Origin of the sequence: Paenibacillus sp. NFR01, assembly GCF_900111565.1 — a bacterium.
Taxonomy (GTDB): domain Bacteria; phylum Bacillota; class Bacilli; order Paenibacillales; family Paenibacillaceae; genus Paenibacillus_AQ.
In genome coordinates this window covers 124,021-145,676 of sequence record NZ_FOIK01000006.1, presented here as the reverse complement: position 1 = coordinate 145,676, position 21,656 = coordinate 124,021, and the positions used below count along the sequence as shown (strand labels likewise).

16 protein-coding genes are annotated in these 21,656 nt (G+C 57.9%); 13 read left to right on the top strand and 3 right to left on the bottom strand.

All coding sequences use genetic code 11. From position 1 onward, the window contains the following. The first annotated feature begins 260 nt into the window (after nt 1–260). From BMW84_RS21160 to BMW84_RS21130, 7 genes are all read left to right on the top strand, one after another. On the top strand, nt 261–2,003 hold the full coding sequence (locus tag BMW84_RS21160; RefSeq protein ID WP_091071792.1) for a sensor histidine kinase: 1,743 nt from the start codon (nt 261–263) through the stop codon (nt 2,001–2,003). 3 nt (nt 2,004–2,006) lie between these two features. Beyond that, nucleotides 2,007–3,638 carry a response regulator transcription factor gene (locus tag BMW84_RS21155; protein ID WP_091071790.1) on the top strand — a complete coding sequence of 544 codons (1,632 nt, stop codon included), beginning with the start codon at nt 2,007–2,009 and terminating at the stop codon, nt 3,636–3,638. Between the two features lie 74 nt (nt 3,639–3,712). Next, a complete protein-coding gene (locus BMW84_RS21150; protein ID WP_091071788.1) occupies nt 3,713–4,675 on the top strand; it encodes an ABC transporter permease in 963 nt (320 codons plus the stop codon). A gap of 43 nt (nt 4,676–4,718) precedes the next feature. Next, on the top strand, nt 4,719–5,597 hold the full coding sequence (locus tag BMW84_RS21145; protein ID WP_091071787.1) for a carbohydrate ABC transporter permease: 879 nt from the start codon (nt 4,719–4,721) through the stop codon (nt 5,595–5,597). Nucleotides 5,598–5,663: 66 nt separating this feature from the next. Beyond that, entirely contained in the window at nt 5,664–7,259 is a 1,596-nt protein-coding gene (locus tag BMW84_RS21140) for an ABC transporter substrate-binding protein (protein WP_091071785.1), read from the top strand. 124 nt (nt 7,260–7,383) lie between these two features. Continuing rightward, on the top strand, nt 7,384–9,111 hold the full coding sequence (locus BMW84_RS21135) for a glycoside hydrolase family 66 protein (RefSeq protein WP_175498957.1): 1,728 nt from the start codon (nt 7,384–7,386) through the stop codon (nt 9,109–9,111). A gap of 4 nt (nt 9,112–9,115) precedes the next feature. Then, nucleotides 9,116–10,744 (top strand): glycoside hydrolase family 13 protein, encoded by a 1,629-nt coding sequence (locus tag BMW84_RS21130; RefSeq protein WP_091071782.1) that lies wholly within the window; start codon nt 9,116–9,118, stop codon nt 10,742–10,744. A gap of 103 nt (nt 10,745–10,847) precedes the next feature. Here BMW84_RS21130 and BMW84_RS21125 read toward each other — a convergent pair whose 3' ends face one another. After that, on the bottom strand, nt 10,848–11,882 hold the full coding sequence (locus BMW84_RS21125) for a zinc-binding alcohol dehydrogenase family protein (protein ID WP_091071781.1): 1,035 nt from the start codon (nt 11,880–11,882) through the stop codon (nt 10,848–10,850). A 172-nt stretch (nt 11,883–12,054) separates the two neighbouring features. On the opposite strand from BMW84_RS21125, the gene BMW84_RS21120 reads away from it, so the two are divergent. Continuing rightward, nucleotides 12,055–12,432 (top strand): winged helix-turn-helix transcriptional regulator, encoded by a 378-nt coding sequence (locus BMW84_RS21120; protein ID WP_091071779.1) that lies wholly within the window; start codon nt 12,055–12,057, stop codon nt 12,430–12,432. 125 nt (nt 12,433–12,557) lie between these two features. On the opposite strand, the gene BMW84_RS21115 is transcribed toward BMW84_RS21120, so the two are convergent. Next, complete coding sequence (locus BMW84_RS21115) at nt 12,558–13,313, bottom strand: DeoR/GlpR family DNA-binding transcription regulator (protein ID WP_091071778.1); 756 nt, start codon at nt 13,311–13,313, stop codon at nt 12,558–12,560. Between the two features lie 347 nt (nt 13,314–13,660). Between BMW84_RS21115 and BMW84_RS21110 the strand changes: the two genes are divergently transcribed. The 4 genes from BMW84_RS21110 to rhaD all read left to right on the top strand — a co-directional run bounded on the left by BMW84_RS21110 (nt 13,661) and on the right by rhaD (nt 19,099). Beyond that, entirely contained in the window at nt 13,661–14,812 is a 1,152-nt protein-coding gene (locus BMW84_RS21110; RefSeq protein ID WP_091071777.1) for an iron-containing alcohol dehydrogenase, read from the top strand. 46 nt (nt 14,813–14,858) lie between these two features. Next, nucleotides 14,859–16,313 (top strand): rhamnulokinase, encoded by a 1,455-nt coding sequence (gene rhaB / locus BMW84_RS21105; RefSeq protein WP_091071915.1) that lies wholly within the window; start codon nt 14,859–14,861, stop codon nt 16,311–16,313. A 633-nt stretch (nt 16,314–16,946) separates the two neighbouring features. Further along, nucleotides 16,947–18,203, top strand: a complete 1,257-nt coding sequence (gene rhaA, locus BMW84_RS21100) for an L-rhamnose isomerase (RefSeq protein WP_091071774.1) — start codon at nt 16,947–16,949, stop codon at nt 18,201–18,203. Between the two features lie 50 nt (nt 18,204–18,253). Next, on the top strand, nt 18,254–19,099 hold the full coding sequence (rhaD, locus tag BMW84_RS21095) for a rhamnulose-1-phosphate aldolase (protein ID WP_091071772.1): 846 nt from the start codon (nt 18,254–18,256) through the stop codon (nt 19,097–19,099). 62 nt (nt 19,100–19,161) lie between these two features. Here the strand turns inward: rhaD and BMW84_RS21090 are convergent, their stop codons facing one another. Then, complete coding sequence (locus tag BMW84_RS21090) at nt 19,162–20,037, bottom strand: helix-turn-helix domain-containing protein (RefSeq protein ID WP_091071771.1); 876 nt, start codon at nt 20,035–20,037, stop codon at nt 19,162–19,164. A 153-nt stretch (nt 20,038–20,190) separates the two neighbouring features. Here BMW84_RS21090 and BMW84_RS21085 point away from each other — a divergent pair, with 153 nt between their 5' ends. Next, nucleotides 20,191–21,579 (top strand): family 4 glycosyl hydrolase, encoded by a 1,389-nt coding sequence (locus BMW84_RS21085; RefSeq protein ID WP_217646147.1) that lies wholly within the window; start codon nt 20,191–20,193, stop codon nt 21,577–21,579. Nucleotides 21,580–21,656: the final 77 nt, after the last annotated feature.

The window sequence follows — 21,656 nt, the reverse complement described above, 5'->3', positions numbered from 1 at the left end:
TCGTATCCATCCCCAGCGGGTCGGCAGCGAGAATAACGATATTACCATACGTCGGTTCTCCCCCTTTAGGCGGACGGCGGCAGCGTTCAGCATCCGACAAGCGCTGTCCGCGGTTTGCCCGGAGGGGGTTTTTGGCCTGTCCGGGAAAGGCGTTTATCACCAGCAGCGTTCAAGCTGGCCCATTCTAGGAATCTGGGTTTATAATCAGATTTATTAATCGCGCGGTTAGGCGGATGCCCGGCGGCGGGAAAGGACCAAAGATGAAATCCCGAAAAAAAACGCTGGGCCGGCGCCTGGTGCAGCTGTTCGCCGCCATAACGATCCCGCTGCTGGCGGTGCTGTTCGCGGCGGGATATTACGCCAAGGATGTCGTATTGGCCCAGGTGTCCCGATCTTACCAGAACCTGGTGAATTCCAATCTGAAGATGATGGAGAACAGCCTGGAGGACATTACGATTAACCTGGTGGACATTGTCGACCATGACGAGAATTTTCAAAAGTTCGGACGCAGCGGCCTGACAGACTCCGAGTATTATTTTGCCCGGATGGGGATCATGCAGCGCAACCAATCCTATCAGGCCTATTATCATAGCGTGGATCTGTTCTACTTGTATTCCGGCCCCAACCAGTCGCTGACGCTGTCCAACGTACTGGGGTCGACGGAGGCGTATATGGACGAGATCCGTTCATGGATTACGGATGCGGTGAACGATTCGGACCGCTTGGGCCGTCTGCAATACAAGTGGACCATCGTCCGGATCGGAGGCGACTACTATCTGAACCGGACCGTCGGCAACGCCCTGGACCATCCGACGTATATCGGGGCGCTGATCCGGCTGGATTCGCTCCGCTCCCCGCTGGGCAATCTCGACCTGCAGGCAGGCGGCGACGTTCTGATCGTCGACAACGACGGCAACGTGCTGACCCGTACCTCGCCGTCGCTGGGGACCGGGTTCCGGCTGCCGGGCGAGCGGATGAAGCAGCGCTCCTCGTTTTCGTTCTCCCATAACGGAGAGAAGCTGTTCGTCGTTTCCAGCCAGTCGCCGGCGCTGGGGATTAACCTTGCCGTCGTGATTCCCAATTCGGAGCTGCTGCGCGGGCTCAATATGTTCCAGACGGTGATTAACGCACTGCCTTTTCTGATCTTGCTCATTCTTCTGTTCTATCTCTATTACTTCCGGCGGATCGTCATCCGGCCGATCCTGAACCTGCTCGGGGGCATCCACCGCATTCGGGACGGAGCGATGGAGACGAAGCTGCCGGATTCCAATGTGGTGGAATTCCAGGCGCTGAACCAGGCGTTCAACAGCATGGTGAACGAAATCCAGCATCTGAAGATCGACGTTTACGAGGAACGGCTGAACGCGCAGAAAGCGGAGCTGAAGCATCTGCAGACGCAGATCAACCCGCATTTTTTCCTGAACACGCTCAACATCATCTATCAGCTGGCGGATTTGCAGCGGGTGGAGCTTGTGAAGAAAACCGTACGCCATCTGGTGCAATATTTCCGCTTTATGCTCCAGGCCAAGGACAGCAGCATCACGCTGGAGCAGGAGCTCGAGCATATCCGCAATTACCTGGAAATCCAAAAGCTGCGCTACCGCGATTCCTTCGATTTCTCGATCGAGCTGTCCGAAGAGCTACGCCATGCCTACATTCCATCGCTGACCGTGCAGCCGTTCGTGGAGAACGCGATGATTCACGGCATCAGCCTGAAAGGGGAGGTCTTCCGGTTGGCGATTGAGGCGGCTCCCGGAGAAGACGGGCGGATGGTCATCGAAGTGGCGGACAACGGAAAAGGCATGGACGGCGCACGATTGCTGGAGCTGAATGCTCCGGGATACCAGCCCGCTTCGGAAGAGAAGCATATCGGAATTTGGAACGTCCGCAAGCGCATGCTGATGCGTTACGGGGAGCAGGCCAGCCTGGTCTTCGGCGGCAACGAGCCTTCGGGGCTGCGGGTCAAGCTGACCCTGCCTGTCCAATACGCGAAAGGAGACTAGACGATGGTGCAAATGCTGATTGTAGATGACGAGGAATTCGCGGTCGAAGGAATTTTGCACTGCCGCGATTGGAGCGAGCTGGGCATCGAATGCGTCCATACGGCAAACGGGGCCGACGGAGCCAGAGCCATTATGGAGCGGGAGCGGATCGATCTCCTGATCTGCGATATCGAAATGCCCGATGAAGACGGCCTGTCGCTGGTGGGCTGGGTCCGGGAGCATTACCCGCAGACCGAGTCGCTGTTTCTGACCTGCCACTCCGAGTTCGCTTACGCTAAAAAAGCGGTCAGTCTCGGAAGCTTCGATTATTTGCTCAAGCCGGTGGACCGGGACGAGCTGTCGGCGGCGGTCGAGGGAATGCTGGCGGCCGTGCGCGAAAAAGAGGACCAGCGGAGCTATAACGTGATGTACCGCAAATACCGCGAGCTGTGGCAAAAAGATCAGCCGCGCCGGATCGAGCGCTTTTGGCAGGATCTGCTGTCCCGCCGCATACTCGGGTTCGGCGATTTTCTGGAACGCGGGCTGGCGGAGGCCGGCGTCGGACTCGTCGCCGATGATCAAGCGCTGCCGGTACTGATCAGCATCGAGGAATGGAGCAAGCCTCTGGACGGCCGCGACCAGGAGATCATGGAATACGCCGTCAAGAAAGCGGCAGAGGAGATTTGGCTGGAGAACCGCCGCGGCGAGGTGGTCGCGGACGAGAGCGGCGTATTGTTCGCACTGCTGTATGCGGACGGCGGGAATGGGGAAGAGAACCGGTCCCGTTCCCGGGGGCCGCGCGAGCTGCTGGATACGGGACAACGGTTCGTGGAAGCCTGCCGCCGCTTTTTCTATTGCTCCGTCACCTGCTATGTCGGCGCGTTCCGTCCGCTTCAGGAACTGCCGGAGCTGTGCGAGGGCCTCAAAGCGATGGAGCGCAACAACGTGGTCCGGACGTCGCCCGTGCTGCTGTATGTCTCTCAGCCGCAGCGGACGGCGGATACCGCCGTGCCGCAGGACATTGAGGTGCAGGGACTCGTTCCGCTGATGCTGAACGGCGAACGGGAGGCGGCCATCGCCTATATCCATCGTCTCGTCGCCGAGCTGGAGGAACGTCCGTGCCTGCAGGGCCGGCAGCTGGATACGGTTCGCCAGGACACGATGCAGATCGTGTACCATGTACTGCAGGTGAAGGGCGTCAGCGCCAGCGAAGTGCCCGGCTTCTCCGATTGGGCCGCAGCTCCGGTCCGCGGGCTGCGCCAATATAAGCACTGGGCCGAAGGGCTGGCGACGGCGGTGATGGAGGCGGCGTTTGCGGGGGAGGCGGCGGACGGAGCCATTCAGCGTTCCATCCGCTACATCGAGCAGAATGTGGAGGAGAACATCTCCCGGGAGAGCGTCGCCGGCTATGTCGGGCTGAACCCCGCGTATCTGTCCCGGCTGTTCAAGAAGGAGACGGGCCAGAGCCTGATCGATTTTTTGATCACCGCCAAAATGAACCGTGCCCGCCATCTGCTGGACCATACCGCCATGACGGTCAGCGCCGTCGCCCAGCAGGTGGGGTACAGCAACTTTTCCCATTTCACCAAAATGTTCCGCAAGCAGTTCGACGTCAATCCGCAGGAATACCGGAAAGTCACAAAAGGAATGAATTAAGGTTACAAAAACGGCGGGCCGGATGCCGCAGCGGGGCTACAATAAAGCCATATCCAAACGAAGAAGGTGGGCATATGGCTGTGGTAGAAGCGCCGAGGACGCTGGCGCCCGTAACGCGCGCGAAGAAAAAGAGAGCCGGGCTCTGGAAGTACCGGGCGTTGATCGTTCTGGCATTGCCGGGGATTGTGCTGATGTTCATTAACAACTATCTGCCGATGTTCGGTATTTTTCTGGCATTCAAAGACTTGAATTATACGGACGGGATCTGGGGGAGCCGCTGGAACGGGCTGGATAACTTCAAATTCCTGTTTGCTTCGAACGATGCCTGGCTGATTATCAAGAACACGCTGCTGTACAATGTCAGCTTTCTGGTGCTCAACACGGCGCTGGCGGTGCTGCTGGCGATTCTGCTGAACGAGGTGAAGAACAAGATCGCGTCCAAGTTTTTTCAGAGCACGGTCATCATTCCGAATTTCATCTCGATGGTCATCGTCGGCTATGTCGTGTACGGCTTCCTGAATCCGGAGCTCGGTTTCGCGAACAAGTTCATTCTGGAGCCGCTCGGCCGGGAGCCGATCAACTGGTATGCCGAAGCGCAGCATTGGCCGTGGATTCTGACCGTAGTCAACGCGTGGAAAAACGTCGGGTACTCCGCAGTGGTCTATCTGGCGGCGATCGTCGGCATCGACTCCGAATACTACGAAGCCGCCGTCATCGACGGCGCCGGCCGCTGGAAGCAGATGACCAAAATCACCATTCCGCTGATCTCCCCCGTCATTATCATCATGACGCTGCTGGCGATCGGACGCATCTTCAATGCGGATTTCGGCCTGTTCTATCAGGCCACGATGGCCTCGGGCATGCTGAAGGAGACAACGGACGTCATCGACACTTACGTCTATAACGCCCTGATGGTGACCGGCGATACCGGGCTTGCTTCCTCCGCGGGCCTGCTGCAATCGGTCGTCGGCTTCGTTCTAGTGCTGTCGGTCAATCTGATCGTACGCAGGTTCAGCCGGGAGAATGCGCTGTTCTGAGTTCGCATAATAACGTGAAAAACACGGTTTGGAGTGAAAAATGATGATCAAAAAGCGGACTCATCCGCTCATTCTCGTCGTCCTTGGTCTATTCAGCCTGGCTTGCCTGATTCCGTTCTGGCTGGTGCTGATGATTTCGCTGGCCGACGAGGATTGGGTAACGGCGCATGGATACAGCTTCTGGCCGGGCAAGTTCAGCCTTGTGGCTTACCGGTATCTGATCAGCGACGCCGATAAAATCCTCCGGGCCTACGGCGTGTCGGTCTTCGTCACCCTGGTCGGCGTCGTCGTCAGCCTGTTCGTGACCTCGGCGTTGGCCTACTCGCTGTCGCGGCGCGAGTTCCCGCTGCGGGGCGCGCTCAGCTTCTACATTCTGATCACGATGCTGTTCTCTGGGGGATTGCTTCCCTGGTATCTCGTGTATACGCGTTTTCTGCATGTGCAGGATACGCTGCTGGCGCTCATTATTCCGGGACTGATCGGCGGATTTAACGTCATCATTATGCGGACGTTTTTTACGAACAGCATCCCGCCTTCGCTGATCGACTCCGCCCAGATCGACGGGGCCGGCGAATTCCGCACCTACTTCAGCATCATCCTGCCGCTGTCGCTGCCCGTCATGGCGACCATCGGCCTGTTTATCACGGTATCGTACTGGAACGACTGGTTCACCAGCCTGGTGTTCATCCAGAACGAAAAGCTCTTCTCGCTGCAGTATCTGCTGAACAAAACCTTGATGAACGCTTCGTTCCTGCAGACGATTGCCAACAAGGCGTACAGCTCGACGGCGCAGGTGACGACGCCGCTGGAATCGATCCGCATGGCGATGGCGATGATCGCTATCGGTCCGCTGGTGCTCGTCTTCCCGTTCCTGCAGAAGTATTTCGTCAAAGGTTTGACGGTTGGTGCGGTTAAAGGCTGATCCCGGCGGAGCCGGATTAGTATAGCAACAGAGAGACATGATATATCCCAGGGAGGTTGTATTGGAATGAAATGGATCAATAAAAGTTCGGTTGTATTATCGTCGCTGCTGCTGACATCCGCGCTTGTCGCCGGATGCGGAAGCTCGGATAACAGCGGGGCGTCCGGTAAAGGCGGGAACGGCACGCCGGGCGCGTCGCAGACAGCGTCAGCCGGGACATCCAGCCTTAAGCCTTACGAGGTCGTCATGGTGTTCCCCGATGCGCCGCAGAAGGACAGCGACCAGGTGCAGCAGGCCATGAACGATTATTTGAAGCAGCAGTACCCGGAATTAAACATGACGGTAAAGCTGAACCCGATCGACTGGGGAGCCTGGAGCGACAAAACCAATCTCATGATGGCTTCCGGGGAAAAATTCGATTTGCTGTTCACGGCCGATTGGCTCGGCTTCCAGCAGCAGGTGACCAAGGGAGCGCTGCTCCCGCTGGACGATCTGCTGGCGAAATACGGCCCCGACATCGAAGCGGTGGAGAAGGATTACCATGAGCCCGCCAAACGCGGCGGCAAGCTTTACGGCATCCACACCCATCAGGAGCTGGGCGGAACGCAAGGTGTGTACCTGAACAAGGAATTGGTCGACAAATACCAGTTCGATCTCAGCGGGCTCAAGTCCGGCAAGGTTGAGGCGCTGGAGCCGATGCTCCAGACCATCAAGGAGAAGGAGCCTGGCATTACCCCGCTGGTGGCGCCAAGCTTCCCGCTGGAGGCCTACTATTCCTCCGGCAATCTGGATTCCATCTCCAGCATCGCCGCCATCAATGCGGTGGGCACCGCTCCCGACGACTACACGGTGATCAATTCGTTTACGACGCCGCGTTACATGGAGCTGGCCAAGCTGACCAGCAAGTGGTATAAGGCAGGCTATATCAACAAGGACGCCCTGACGCCGGGGCTGGACGCCTGGAAGAAGCTGCAGGCGGGCAAAGGGTTCGCTTTCGTCGGCGACATGGATATTGTGGCGGACATGGAGATCGGCAAGGCGACGCTTTCGCCGAATGGCTCGATCAAGGCCAACCGGGAGATGCTGCAGATTCCGCTGAACATCGACCGGCTGCAAACCGGGAAAATGACGGCGACGATGCAATCCATCTCCAAAACCTCCGAGGACCCGGAACGCGCCATGATGCTGCTCAATCTTTTCTTCAAGGACAAGGAACTTCTTACGCTGTTCAACTTCGGGATCAAGGATACGCATTATGTGCTGAAAGACGGCCAGATCGCGCTGCCGGAGGGCAAGACCATCGATAACGTAGGCTATTATCATGATATTATGTGGCAGATCGGCAACCAGATGCTGAACTACACCCGTGTCGGCGAAGATCCGAACAAATACCAGAACTATGAAAAATTCAACCAGATCGTCTCCGCCAACCCCTCGCGGATCTTCGGCTTTGTTTTTGATCCGGAGCCGGTGAAGAACGAGCTGATCTCGATCGACAACGCCAACAAGGCGTTCGTAGACGGCCTGAAGTCCGGCCAGCTCGATCCTGAAGAGAACCTGCCGAAGCTGTTGGAGAAACAGAAGGCGGCGGGAGCCGACAAGGTCATTGCCGAAGCGCAGAAGCAGCTGGACGCCTGGCTTGCGTTGAGCGGCAAAAAATAAACGGCATGGCCCCGCTGCAAGGATCAGCAGGGCAAGCCCATAGGCAGCAGAGGGGTGTAATCCTTGCGGTTATGCCCCTTTCTTTTACACAAACCCTTATATGAAAAGAAATGGAGTGATTGTAATGCTGATAACACCGTTAATTCATTTGGATGCCTATCCGGATCGTGCGCAATACCGGCCGGGGCAGCCGGGAAATCTGCTGGTTGAACTGGAGACCGCGGAGGACGCGGTTCTGGAAATACAGGTGGCATTTCATAAATTGGAGCGTCCGGTTTACGCAGATAAGCTGCGCGTTGCGGCGGGCAAGGGCGAAAGAGTACAAGTGACGGTTCCTTTGTTCCTGGAGGAGACGGAGTGGGCGGGCTACGGGGCGGATGTCGCCGTGCTGCTGGACGGTGAACGGCTGGGAGCGGCTTCCACTGCCTACGACATTGCCGACCACTGGCGGCGCGCGCCGCGTTACGGCTTCTTGAGCGATTTCCGCTCCGGAGAGGCGGGAGACCTGCGCGACGTGGAGAGCATGAACAAATTCCACCTGAACGTCATCCAGTTCTACGACTGGATGTACCGGCACGATGATCTCATCCCGGAAGGGGATGAATTTACCGATCCGATGGGCCGGACGATGTCTTACCGGGTCGTGCTGGAGAAGCTGTCCGCCGTTCACGGCAAAGGGATGGCGGCCATGGCTTACGGGGCGGTGTATGCGGGACTCAAGGATTTTTTGGCGGGGCGCCCCGAATGGGGGCTCTACCAGCGCAGCGGTGAACCGTTCCAGCTGATCGATCTGTTCTATATTATGGACATTACTCCCGGGTCCCCGTGGACCGATCATATCGTCGGGGAATTTGCCAAGGCCGTGAAGGCCGGCTTCGACGGCATCCATATGGACCAGTACGGCTTCCCCAAAAAAGCGGTCCGCCGCATCGGCGGACAGGAGGAGCCCGTGGATCTGGCCGAGTGTTATCCGGCCCTGATCGACCGGACGAAAGCCGCCGTGACGGAGATCGATCCGGAGGCCGGTTTGATCTTCAACAACGTGGGCAATTACCCGGTAGCCGCAACGGCTTGCGCCGACCAGGAGGCCATTTATATCGAAGTATGGCCGCCGGTCATCCATCTCCGGGAGCTGAAGGCGCTGATCGACAATGCCCGGATGCTGAATCCCGCCAAGCCGGTCATCTTGTCGGCCTATTTGCCTTCCTTCTATCCGCCGGCCGGCAATGATCCCGAATGGGCCGAGAACGGCGCCGTGATGACCATGGCGACGATCTTCGCCAGCGGGGGCTATCATCTGCTGCTGGGAGAAGAACGCGGAATGCTTACAAAGCCGTATTATCCCGATTACGCCGAAATGCAACAAACGTTTGCACTTGAGGCCAGAAGGTATTATGATTTCATCGTACGATTCGGCACGCTGCTGCATCATCCGGCGCTGGAGGACGTCTCGTATACGTATACGGGAGGCGTAAACACGGAAATCAGCTTTCAGGGAAAAAACGCGCCGACATTCGCCCCGAACGGGGAGGCCGGCTCTGTCTGGACCATCGTGAAACGAATGCCGGGATATATGCTAGTGCATTTGATCAACCTTGCCGGCCTGGAGGACGACTACTGGGAGCACGGCAAGCGGCAGCGTCCGGAACCGCAGGATGGTATCGTTTGCACTGTCCTGCTGGAGCATCCGGTCGAGCGCATTTATACGGCCAGTCCGGATGAGGAAGACGGCGGCGTGCGTGATCCTGAATATGCGATTGCCGGACATGAGCAGGGTTTGGCGGCCCAAATTGCGCTGCCGTGCCTGAAAGTATGGACGATGCTGGTCGTCAAATACAAGGAACAGGAGTGAGAGTGTGAATTCGAAATGGTGGCACACTGCGGTGATTTATCAGATATACCCCCGTTCGTTCCAGGACAGCGACGGGGACGGCGTCGGCGATCTGCGGGGAATCATCAACCGCCTCGATTATTTGGAGCAGCTTGGCATCACGGCGATCTGGCTCAGTCCGGTGTATAAATCACCGAACGACGACAACGGCTACGACATCAGCGACTATCAGGATATCATGGACGAGTTCGGCACGATGGCTGATATGGACGAGCTGATCGCCGAGGCCAAAGCCCGGAACATCCGGATTATTATGGATTTGGTCGTCAACCACACCTCCGATGAGCATCCATGGTTCATCGAAGCCCGCAAGGGAAAAGACAACCCGTACCGCGACTACTACGTGTGGCGCGACCCGGTGAACGGGGATGTGCCGAACGGCCTGCGATCGACGTTCAGCGGGTCGGCCTGGGAACTGGACGAAGACAGCGGGCAGTATTACCTGCATCTGTTCAGCCGCAGGCAGCCGGATCTCAACTGGGAGAACGGGCGGGTGCGGCAGGAAGTATGGGACATGATGAACTTCTGGCTGGATAAGGGCGTCGGCGGCTTCCGCATGGACGTCATTGATCTGGTCGGCAAAATTCCCGATCAGGGCATTACGGGGAACGGTCCAAAGCTGCATGAATATTTGCAGGAGATGCACCGGGAGACCTTTGGCAAGCATGACGTGTTGACAGTCGGCGAGACGTGGGGGGCGACGCCGGACATCGCCAAGCTGTATTCCGATCCGAAGCGGAAGGAGCTGTCGATGGTGTTCCAGTTCGAGCATGTCGGCCTGGACCAGCAGGAAGGCAAGGACAAATGGGATCTGAAGCCGCTTGACGTCGCGGAGCTGAAGCAGGTGCTGGCCAAGTGGCAGACCGAGCTCGGCGACGAGGGCTGGAACAGCCTGTTCTGGAACAATCACGACCTGCCGCGCATCGTCTCGCGCTGGGGCGATGACGGCGCCTACCGCCGGGAGAGCGCCAAAATGCTCGCGATCCTGCTTCACCTGATGAAAGGGACGCCATACATTTATCAAGGCGAAGAGATCGGCATGACGAATTATCCGATCACGGATATTTCCGAGGCCCAGGATATCGAAAGCGTTAACATGTACCGCGAGCGTCTTGCGCTTGGTTACGCCAAAGAGGACATCATCGCTTCCATCAACGCCAAGGGCCGGGACAACGCCCGCACGCCGATGCAATGGGACGATTCGGCAAACGGCGGTTTCACGGCCGGAGAGCCGTGGCTGCATGTCAATCCGAACTATAAGGAGATCAACGTCCAGGCGAACCTGGACGATCCCGATTCCATTTTCCACTGCTACCGGAAGCTGATTGCGCTCCGCCGGAATCACCCGATTATTGTCTGGGGCGAATTTGAACTGGTGGAGGGCGTGCCGGATCAAGTGTTTATGTACTTGCGCCGTTACGAGGGCGAGACATGGGCCGTGGTTGCCAACTTCGGGGTGGAAGAGGTTTCGCTTTCGCTGCCCGCTGTGGGCCGGACCGAAGAGATCCTCATCGGCAATTACGACCGCCAATCAGCGGATTTTGCCAAGCTGGCGCTGCGGCCGTATGAGGCTTTTGCGGGCCGGTTATCGTAATAAAGAGGCGGAAGGGCGGATTTTTCCATTATCCCTATGAAAAAGACGGCCGGAGCGTTCAGCTCCGGCCGTTGCCGCGTCTGGGCGGCAAGCCGCCGGGCGGTTACTCGAAGTGCTCCAGCACCACTTTGCCGATGGTGCTGCCGGTCTCCAGCAGCGCATGCGCTTTGCGCAGATTGGCGGCGTTGATCGGTGACAGTTTCTCAGTTACCGTTGTCCGCACGATGCCTTCGTCCGCAAGCCGGGCGACCTCGTTCAGCAGGCGATGCTGCTCGATCATATCTTGCGTCTCGTACATGGACCGGGTGAACATCAGCTCCCAGGCGAAGGTGACGCTTTTGTTCTTGAGCAGCGTCAGGTCGAGCAGTTCGTCGGTCTCTACGATGGAGCAGATTTTGCCCTGCGGCGCGATCGCCTCAGCCATGTTCTTCCAGTGCTTTTCGGTGCTGTTAAGGCACAGAATGTACTCAACCTCTTGTACACCGAGGGCATTAAGCTGCGGGCCAAAGGCTTCATAATGGTTGATCGTGTAATCGGCGCCCAGCGTTTGGGCCCACTGCGCCGTTTCGGGGCGGGATGCGGTGCCGATTACGGTCAGCCCGGCATTCTTCGCGAGCTGAATGGCAATGGAGCCGACGCCTCCGGCCGCGCCGATAATCAGCAGCGATTTGCCCTTGTTCTTCTCCGGCTGCGGTGAAACGCCAAGCCGGTCATACAGCGCTTCCCAGGCGGTGATCGCGGTCAGCGGCAGCGCAGCCGCTTCCGCGAAGCTAAGGGAAGCCGGCTTGCGGCCGACAATCCGCTCGTCGACCAGATGGAACTCGCTGTTGCCGCCGGGCCGCACCAGGCTGCCGGCGTAATACACCTCGTCGCCGGGTTTGAACAGAACGGCCTCCGGCCCGGCCTGCTCGACGACACCGGCGACATCCCAGCCGAGAATGCGCGGCGCCGATTCCTTCCGGTCCTTCGGCGCGCGGATTTTAACGTCCACGGGATTGACGGAAATCGCCTTGACCTTCACCAGAATATCCTTACCGGTGGGAACCGGTTTGTCCACAAGGACATCCTGCAGGCTGTCTTCCCGTTCAATCGGCAAATACGCGTACAATCCAATCGCTTTCATCGTTGCTGTAGTCATGGGTAATTCCTCCTTGGATCGCGCAGGCCGGCTTGTTTGGGGCGAACTTTTCCGCTTCAAGTCTGCCTGCAACGTTTCTTTATTGACAATATAAATCATGTACTTCAAAATGATAAGTACGCACATTAATGTTGTATAGTATACATTTTTATACTGTGAGGAGCGGATCGAAATGCGCAACCGCAAAAGCGGATATGGCGAATGCCCGAATTCCGAGGGCTGCCCGGTGGAATTTACGCTTGATGTCATCGGCGGGAAATGGAAAGGCGTGCTGCTTTATCATCTGATCGACGGCACGCTGCGGTTCAATGAATTCCGCCGGATCTGCCCGACGATTACCCAGCGGATGCTGACGCTGCAGCTTCGCGAGCTGGAAGAGGACGGCATCGTGCATCGGGAGGTATACCAGCAGGTGCCTCCGAAGGTGGAGTATTCCCTGACCGAATTCGGCCGCACGCTCGTACCAGTTATTTTGGAGATGAGAAAATGGGGCGAAACGTACCAGCGGGCGGGGATGATGAATGCGCAGCAGACCGATCTGCCGTCCTAGGACTAGGATCAACTTAGGCAAGGGCTGCCCCGCAAAGCCGGCGATCGGCTGTACGGAGCAGTCTTTTTTCATCAGAAATCCGCTCTAAAAAAACGCATGGCTCATAGCCATGCGTTTTTTTAGGTTCAATAGATGACCTCAATGCCGTGCTCGGCCAGCCGTTTGCTCCACTGCGCGGAAGGCTCGCGGTCGGTGATCAGAATGTCGATATTCTGCAGCTCCGCCAGTCCGGTAAAAGCGACTTGATCGAATTTGGTATGGTCGGCCAGCAAAATGACTTTTTGCGCCTGGCGCAGCATCGCCTTTTTGACCTCGCATTCCGGTTCGTTGGAATCGGTAATGCCCCGTTCCATGTCGATCCCTTTGCAGCTGATGACGGCGGCATCGACATGGTAGCGGCGCAGCGTTTCCTGGGCAACCGGGCCGACCAGCGACAGGGAGCGGTGACGCAGCGAGCCGCCGGTGGATACGATGTCCATGCCGGAGCGCGAAAATTCATGCAGGATATTGATGGAATTCGTGATGACTCTCAAATTATTTTTGTTGCCCAGCAGCTTGATGAATTCGAAGGAGGTTGAACTGGGGTCGACCATCAGCGTATCGCCGTCCTTGATCAAATCTAGCGCTTTAAGGGCAATACTGTGTTTGATATCCGTATTCAGGGCGTTGCGGGTGACAAAAGGGAGATCCTCGTTCGTATGACGGTTCAGCATCGCGCCCCCGTAGGTGCGGCTGAGGATGCCGTCCTTCTCCAGCTTCTCCAGATCGCGCCGGATCGTCTCCTCCGTAACGTCAAACATGCGGCTCAAGTCCGAGACGAGCACACGCTTGTCCTGATGAACCAGATCGATAATTTTTTTGCGTCTTTCCGCTGCCAGCATCGCAATCACCTTTCCCGAAGAATCTGGTTTAAGTGTAGCTGCGAAAATCTGTGTTTGCAACATATGGATAAGAAAAACATGCAAATGCACGCTTTGTTTTCTGTAAAACAGACATTAATACAACAAAAACAACATAATTAAACTTTTATTTGTTGACAACAAAGATTTGCGGAGCTACGATAAGGATGGTTATCCCCCATAGGACAGCGCGTATCCGGGTCATGCCGGAAGCTGGTTGGCTCACGCTACGTTCCCGAAGGCCAGCCCGAGGCGCCACAACCTGGGAAGCCTTAAAGAAGCGGGATAGCCGGGGTTTCACTACATTGCCTTGGGAGGCTGGTCAGGTTATGAGCACTCATGTTTTTTATGTTCCATCGATCAATATGATGGGAAAAGGCTGTCTGAAGGATATCGGTCCGTACATTGCGGAGCTGAACCTGAAGAAGGCGCTGGTAGTTACCGACAAATTTCTGATGAAGAGCGGGATCGCCGGCAAGCTGCTGGCGGTACTGGATGAAGCCGGAATCGAATATGCCGTGTATGATGAAGTGAAACCGAATCCCACCTGCAAAAACGTACATGACGGCGTCGACTTTCTGAATGCGAACGGCTGCGACTATCTGATCTCCATCGGCGGCGGCTCGCCGCAGGATACGGCGAAGGGCATCGGCATCATCGCTACCAACGGCGGCCATATCAAGGAATATGAAGGCGTGCACAAATCCAAAAACAAATCGCTGCCGATCATCGCGGTCAACACAACGGCGGGAACGTCGGCAGAAGTGACGATTAACTATGTCATTACGGACGAAGAGCGCAAGGTCAAGATGGTCATGGTGGATAAAAACAGCCTCGCAACCATCTCCGTCAACGATCCCGAGCTGATGATCGACAAACCTGCCGCCCTGACAGCGGCGACGGGCATGGACGCGCTGACCCACGCCATTGAAGCGCTGGTGACTCCGGGGGCTTATCCGGTAACGGACGCAACGGCGCTGGCCGCGGTGGAGCTGATCTTCGGCAATCTGGCTCGTACGGTCAAGAACGGGCATGATATCGAAGCCCGCGAGCAAATGGTCTACGCGATCTTCCTGGGCGGCATGGCGTTCAACAACGCCGGACTCGGCTACGTGCATGCGATGGCCCATCAGCTCGGGGGCGTCTACGATCTGCCGCACGGCGTGTGCAACGCAATGCTGCTGCCGTACGTGGAAGAAGAGAACGCCAAATACGTGCCGGAGAAATTCCGCAGCATCGCCAAGGCGATCGGTCTGCAGGTCGCAGGCAAGACGGATCAGGAATGCGCGGCATTCGTGATCGAATCGATCAAGGCGCTGTCCAAGGAAGTCGGCATTCCGGAGAAGCTGTCCGAGCTTGGCGTGGACGAAGTCGATCTGGACCTGCTGGCGGAGAACTCGATGAAGGACGCCTGTGCGCCCGGCAATCCGTTTATCCCGACCAAGGAAGAAGTTATCGCGTTGTTCCGCAAAATTTTGTAGGGGACGAGAGAGTGACCCCCTTTTACTGAAAAGGAGATTTCCGATGATGAACCATCATATCGCCGTTGATATCGGGGCATCCAGCGGGCGGCTTGTACTCGGCAGAGTAGAAGACGGCGTGCTTAAGCTGCAAGAGCTGCACCGCTTCAAGAACGGGTTTACCGAACGGGATGGCTCCTGTTTCTGGGATATCGATGATTTGTTTGCGCAGATTATTGCCGGACTGGAAAAGGCGAAAGCCGCAGGCATCGCCCGCTGCACGCTGGGCATCGACACCTGGGCCGTCGATTATGTGCTGCTGGATGCGCGGGGCGAGCGGGTGCAGGAGGTCTATGCCTACCGCGACCGCCGGACCGAAGGAGTCATGGAGCAGGTTGCTTCGCGGATTTCGCCGGAAGCCGTTTACGCCAAAACGGGCATCCAGCGCCTGAATTTCAACACGCTGTACCAGCTTTATGCGCATGATCCCGAGGAGCTGGCGAGGGCGGAGCAGATTCTGATGGTTCCGGATTATCTCTACTATAGATTAAGCGGCCGCAAAATCATCGAAGTCACCAACGCATCCACGACCCAGTTGCTGAACCTGGCGACGCGCGATTTCGACGACGAGCTGCTGCAGCTGCTGTCCTTGCGCCGCGGACAGTTCCCAGCGCTCACCGAGCCGGGCACGGTACTCGGCGGATTGCGGCCGGAGCTCATGGCGTTATATGACTTGCCGGAATGCGAGCTGGTCATCGCCGCCACGCATGACACCGCTTCGGCGGTGCTGGGCGTACCGGTCCGGTCCGGGCGGCATGCCGCTTACATCAGCAGCGGTACTTGGTCGCTGCTCGGCGTGGAGCTGAGCCGGCCGATCAACAGCCCGGAAGCGATGGAAGCGAACTATACCAACGAGTGGGGCGCATTCGGCACGTACCGCTTCCTGAAGAACATCATGGGCCTGTGGCTCATTCAGGAGGTGCGGCGATTGTTCGGGGAGCAGTACAGCTTCGCCGAGCTGGCGGAGCTGGCCGCGGAGGCCGAAGGCTTCCGCAGCCTGATTCCCTGCAACGACGACCGCTTCCTCAACCCGGCGGATATGATCGCCGAGATCCGCCGCGCCTGCGCAGAGAGCGGCCAGCCTGTGCCGGAGACGCCGGGGGCCATCGCCCGCTGCATCTTCGACAGCCTGGCACTTTCTTACCGCAGCTATCTGCAAGAGCTGGAGCGCTTGACCGGCGCCGCCGCCGACGTGCTGCAGATCGTCGGCGGCGGCGCCAATAACGGTCTGCTGTGCCAGCTGACCGCCGATCTGACCGGCCGCGAGGTGCTGGCCGGCCCGACGGAAGCCACCGCGCTGGGCAACCTCGCGGTGCAGCTGATCCATACCGGCGAGGTGGCCGGTATCGGGGAGGCGCGGGCGCTGATCGGGGCTTCGTTCCCGATCACCTCGTACCGCCCGCGCGCGGTGCCGCAGCTGGACGCGCTGCTGCTCCGCTGGGAGCGGCTGCATGCCCGGTAAGCGGGCATGCGCAGCGGCGGCTGTGCCGCGGGCGGGGCGCTCTGCGGACCTGAGCGCCGTCGGCCGAACGGAGCCGTTCCGGGCTAACGGGCTGAGCGCTGCGATTCGCCCGGATCGGGCCTTTCCGGCCTCACGGAGCCGAGCGCTGGTGTCCGAACTAAGTTCTCCCCGGGTACCAGACCTGAGCGCCGTCGGCCGAACGAGCTTTTCCGGCCTCACGGAGCCGAGCGCCGTCGACCGAACTAAGCTTTCCCGGGTAACGGACCTGAGCCGTCGGCCTAACGGACCTAAGCGCCGCTATTCGTCTGAATCGGGGTTATTTCCCGAATTAACGGACCTGAGCGCCGTTATTTGCGGCATTAGGCCTGAAAAAGAGCCGGTTCGGGGCAAATAACGGCTCTGGTGTCCGTTGTTCTGAGAAATCAGGCGGTTTGCGCCAAATAACGGCTCTCGTGTCCGTAAGCTAGCTTTACGGAGAGTTGGAGCAAGCCGGGAGGAGTATCGAGTGGGCTTACAGGAGCTGGCAGCGGGCGAAGCGCCACATCCGGGGCTGAATAGGCGATTACAGTCAGACATACACCGGGGAGACCTCCCCATGGAGCGGATGCTCACAACACTTTCAGGAGGTACCACATGGATCAGAGCATCATGAATAGTTACAACGAAGCCAAAAAGCTGTACGCTGCGCATGGCATCAATGTCGACGAGGTACTGGAAAAGCTGGCGCAGGTCAAAATCTCCCTGCACTGCTGGCAGGGCGACGACGTCAAAGGCTTTTTGTTCAAGGATAAAGAACTGAGCGGCGGAATCGCCGTGACCGGCAGCTATCCGGGCCGTGCCCGCACGCCGGAGGAGCTGCGCCAGGACCTGGAGAAGGCTCTGTCGCTGATTCCGGGCAAACATAAAGTGAATTTGCATGCGATTTATGCCGATACCGACGAGCAGGTTGATTTGGACGAGCTGGAGCCGCGCCATTTTGCGCCATGGGTCGAGTGGGCGAAGGAGCAGGGGCTGGGCCTTGATTTCAACCCGACCTGTTTCTCCCATCCGAAGGCGGCGGACGGTTTTACCCTGAGCCATGCGGATGATGATATCCGCGGCTTCTGGATCCGCCACGGCAAGGCGTCGCGCAAGATCGCCGAATATTTCGGCCGCGAGCTGGGCCAGACCTGCGTGACGAACTTCTGGGTGCCGGATGGCTATAAGGATACGCCGGTCGACCGCCTTTCGCCGCGCAAGCGGCTGATGGAATCGCTCGACGAGGTGTTCAGCGAGCCGATCGATCCGCAGTACAACATCGACGCTGTCGAAAGCAAATTGTTCGGGATCGGCTCCGAGAGCTATGTCGTCGGCTCCCATGAATTTTATATGGGCTACGGGCTGACCCGCGGCAAAGCGATTTGCCTCGACGCCGGCCATTTCCATCCGACCGAAGTGATCTCCAATAAGCTTTCGTCGATTCTCATGTTCAGCGAGCAGCTGCTGCTGCATGTCAGCCGTCCGGTCCGCTGGGACAGCGACCATGTCGTCACGATGGACGACGAGCTGCTCGACATCGCCCGCGAGCTGGTCCGCGGCAATCTACTGCCTCGCACGAACATCGGGCTCGATTTCTTTGACGGCAGCATCAACCACATCGCCGCCTGGGTGATCGGCACGCGCAATACCATCAAGGCCTTGCTCCGCGCGATGCTGGAGCCGGTGGCCGAGCTGAAAGCCATCGAGCTTGCGGGCGATTATACATCCCGTCTGGCGCTGGTGGAAGAGTTCAAGTCGTATCCGTTCGGCGCGGTATGGGATTATTACTGCGCTTCGCAGGGCATGCCGGTGCGCGAGCAGTGGCTGGCCGAAGTGAAGAAATACGAAAACGAAGTGCTGACGACAAGATAACGAAAGGGCGGCCCTCCGCCTTTTCAGCAGAAAGCAAAGGAGAGAAATCCATGAGTACATCCGTGATTGAAACCAAAGGCTATATCGCCAGCAGCGAAGCGCCGTTTATCCAGGAGATGTCGGAAATTACCCATCATATGTGGTCGCTCGGCTGGGATGAGCTGAACGGCGGCAACATCAGCTATTTGCTGGACGAAGCGGAAGTTGCCAAATACATCGATATCACCCAAGCGCAGCGGACGATTAAGCTGAACTTCCCGGTCACCGAGCTGGCCGGCAACTACTTTATCGTCACTGGCTCCGGCAAGTATTTCCGCAATGTCATTAAAGATCCGGAAGCCAACCTTGGCGTATTGCGTGTGAGCGCAGCAGGTGACAGCGTGGAAGTGCTGTGGGGCTTGCGGAACGGCGCGGTGCCGACCAGCGAGCTGGCTTCCCATTTTATGAGCCATATCGAACGCCTTAAGGTGGACCCGTCGCATCGCATCGTGCTGCATACCCATGCCACCAACGTTATCGCCATGACGTTTACCCATGACCTGGATGAACTGAAATTCACCAAAACGCTCTGGGAAATGTGCACCGAATGCCTCGTGGTATTCCCGGACGGCGTCGGCGTCATTCCGTGGATGGTGCCCGGCAGCAGCGACATCGGCCGCGCCACCGCCGACAAAATGAAGGATTACCGCGTGGTCGTCTGGCCGCAGCACGGCATCTTCGTGACCGGGGCAACGATGGACGCGACCTTCGGGCTCGTTGAAACGATCGAAAAAGCCGCCATTGTCTACAATCTGATCGGTGGCCGCGAGATCAAGCAAAAAATTACGGACCAGCAGCTCGCCGACCTGGCCGCCGCGTTCCGCGTTACGCCGAAAGCGGGAATCTTGGAATTATAAATAGGGGATACGGTTGTCCGTCCACCTGTGAATCAGGGGGGCGGGCTTTTTTTATGCACCCGTTAAGAGCCATCTCCCGCCTTGTTCATCTTGCGGTAATCCCGGGGCGTCAGGCCGGTGAGCCGCTTGAACATTTTGCCGAAATGGGAAAAGTTATCGAAACCCGCCAGCTCCGAGACATGGGTGATGCTCCGATCGGTCTCGCGCAGCAGCCGCTCCGCTTCCTTCACGCGGGTGATGTTGACGTATTCGGTGAAGCCGAAGCCGGTCACTTCCTTGAATACGCGGCTCAGGTGGCTTTTGCTGATGTAAAAAGCTTGCGCAAGCGCGTCCAGCTCCAGCGGCTCGGCGAAATACCGGTTGATGTGGCGGACGATATCCGACACTTTGCGCTGCACCGGGGTCGGCTCATAATCTGCTTCCGCACCGCGACGCTGAAAACAGCGGGCCGTATACAGCAGCAGCTCACCGGCCATGTGCCGGACGTGCAGCCGATAGCCGGGTGGCTTGCCGTGCAGCTCCGTCAGCAGGGAGGTTAACAGGCTCTCCGCCTGCAGCCGTTCCTGCAGGTTCAGACGCACCAGCGGATAGCCGTGGGAGAAGGGCGCAAGCAGAAAATCCCGTTCTTCGGGCGTGAAGCCGTCGAAATAGGCGGGCTCGAAATACAGTACGATCCGTTCGTGATTCGGCACGCTGAGCTCGGAGGTTTTATGCACCGCATTCGTGTCCACCAGCACTAGATCGCCGGCCCGTACCGGGAAGGCGCTGTCTTTGATGAAGTAATTCCGTTCGCCGCTGAACAAATAATAAAGCTCATATTCGCTGTGGTAGTGGTTCACCGCCATGGAGAAACGGCCCGTCCTCCGGTCGAATTCGATGCGGAGCGGGTCGTTTTTATCTTCATAACGCAGAAGATCGGGCAGCTGTTGAATGGACATAAGCGCTCCTTTCCAACTCTTTTGGCCAATATAGCAAAATAAGCGGGGTTTTACAATTAAATGCGCTTTGTAGCGGAGATATCATTCTAATGTTTTGATAATTTGGAAAGGAGGAAAGTGATTTTACTCGAACCTTAGGAGGAAACAATCATGATTAAAAACGGTAACCGCGTGGAGCAGCTGCAAATCGCGTACATCGGGGGTGGCTCGCGCGGCTGGGCCTGGGGGCTGATGAGCGATCTGGCACTGAGTCCGGAGCTGTCCGGCACCGTAAAGCTGTACGATATTGATAGGGAAGCGGCACGCAAAAATGAAATCATCGGCAACCGCCTGACGGCTCTCCCCGAATCGCGGGGTGCCTGGAGTTACGAAGCAGTGGACCGTCTGGAGAATGCGCTGCGCGGCGCCGATTTCGTCATCATCTCCATTGTGCCGGGGACATTTACCGAAATGGCTTCCGATGTGCATACCCCGGAGAAATACGGCATTTACCAGTCGGTCGGCGATACCGTCGGCCCCGGAGGCATTCTCCGCGCGCTGCGCACCATTCCGCTATATGCCGGTTTTGCCGAAGCGATCAAAGCCTATTGTCCCGAGGCCTGGGTAATCAACTATACCAATCCGATGACACTATGCACGCGGACGCTGTACGAGGTGTTCCCGGAGATCAAGGCGTTCGGCTGCTGCCATGAAGTATTCGAGGTGCAGAAGCTGATGGCAGAGATGCTGGAAGATATGGAGGGCATTGACGGCGTGCACCGTGCGGAGATCAAGACGAATGTGCTCGGCATCAACCACTTCACATGGATGGATAGCGTGGAATATGAGGGGCGGGATCTGCTGCCGCTGTACCGTCAGTTTGTCGACAAATATTATGAAGAAGGATTCTCCAAGCCAAAAAAAGCGCACTGGATGAACCAATATTTCGACTCCGCGCACCGGGTCAAATTCGATCTGTTCCGCCGGTACGGCATCGTCGCGGCTGCGGGTGACCGCCATCTGGCCGAATTTTGCGGCAGGTCCTATCTGGCTTCACCGGAGGAAGTCGCCTACTGGAAGTTCGGCCTGACGCCGGTGGCGTGGCGGACCGACAACCGCACGCGGCTGCTGGAGCGCTCGGAGCGGCTGGTCCGCGGGGAAGAACCGCTGAAGCTGGAGGGCTCCGGGGAAGAGGGCGTGCTTCAGATCAAGGCGCTGCTGGGCCTCGGCGATTTGATCACCAATGTCAATCTGCCGAATACCGGGCAAATGACGGGGCTGCCGCTGCCCAGTGTGGTCGAAACGAATGCCGTGCTGTCGCATAACCGGGTGACGCCGGTAGCCGCCGGCCGTCTGCCGGCAGAGGTGGAATCGCTGGTGCAACGCCATGTCGCGAATCAGGAGACCACGCTGAGAGCGGGGCTGGCCAAGGACGCCAATCTTGCGTTCCGCGCGTTCACCGCCGATCCGCTCGTCGCCGTCGGCGTGCGGGATGCCCGGGCGCTGCTGCAGGAAATGCTGGCGAACACCGCAGCTTATCTTCCCGGCTGGAACTTGGGATGACGGTGCGCCTCCAGCCTCGTTAACCCTATAAACCATTCATGCCCTTTCGTATTCCCGTCCGGGAAACGAAAGGGCAT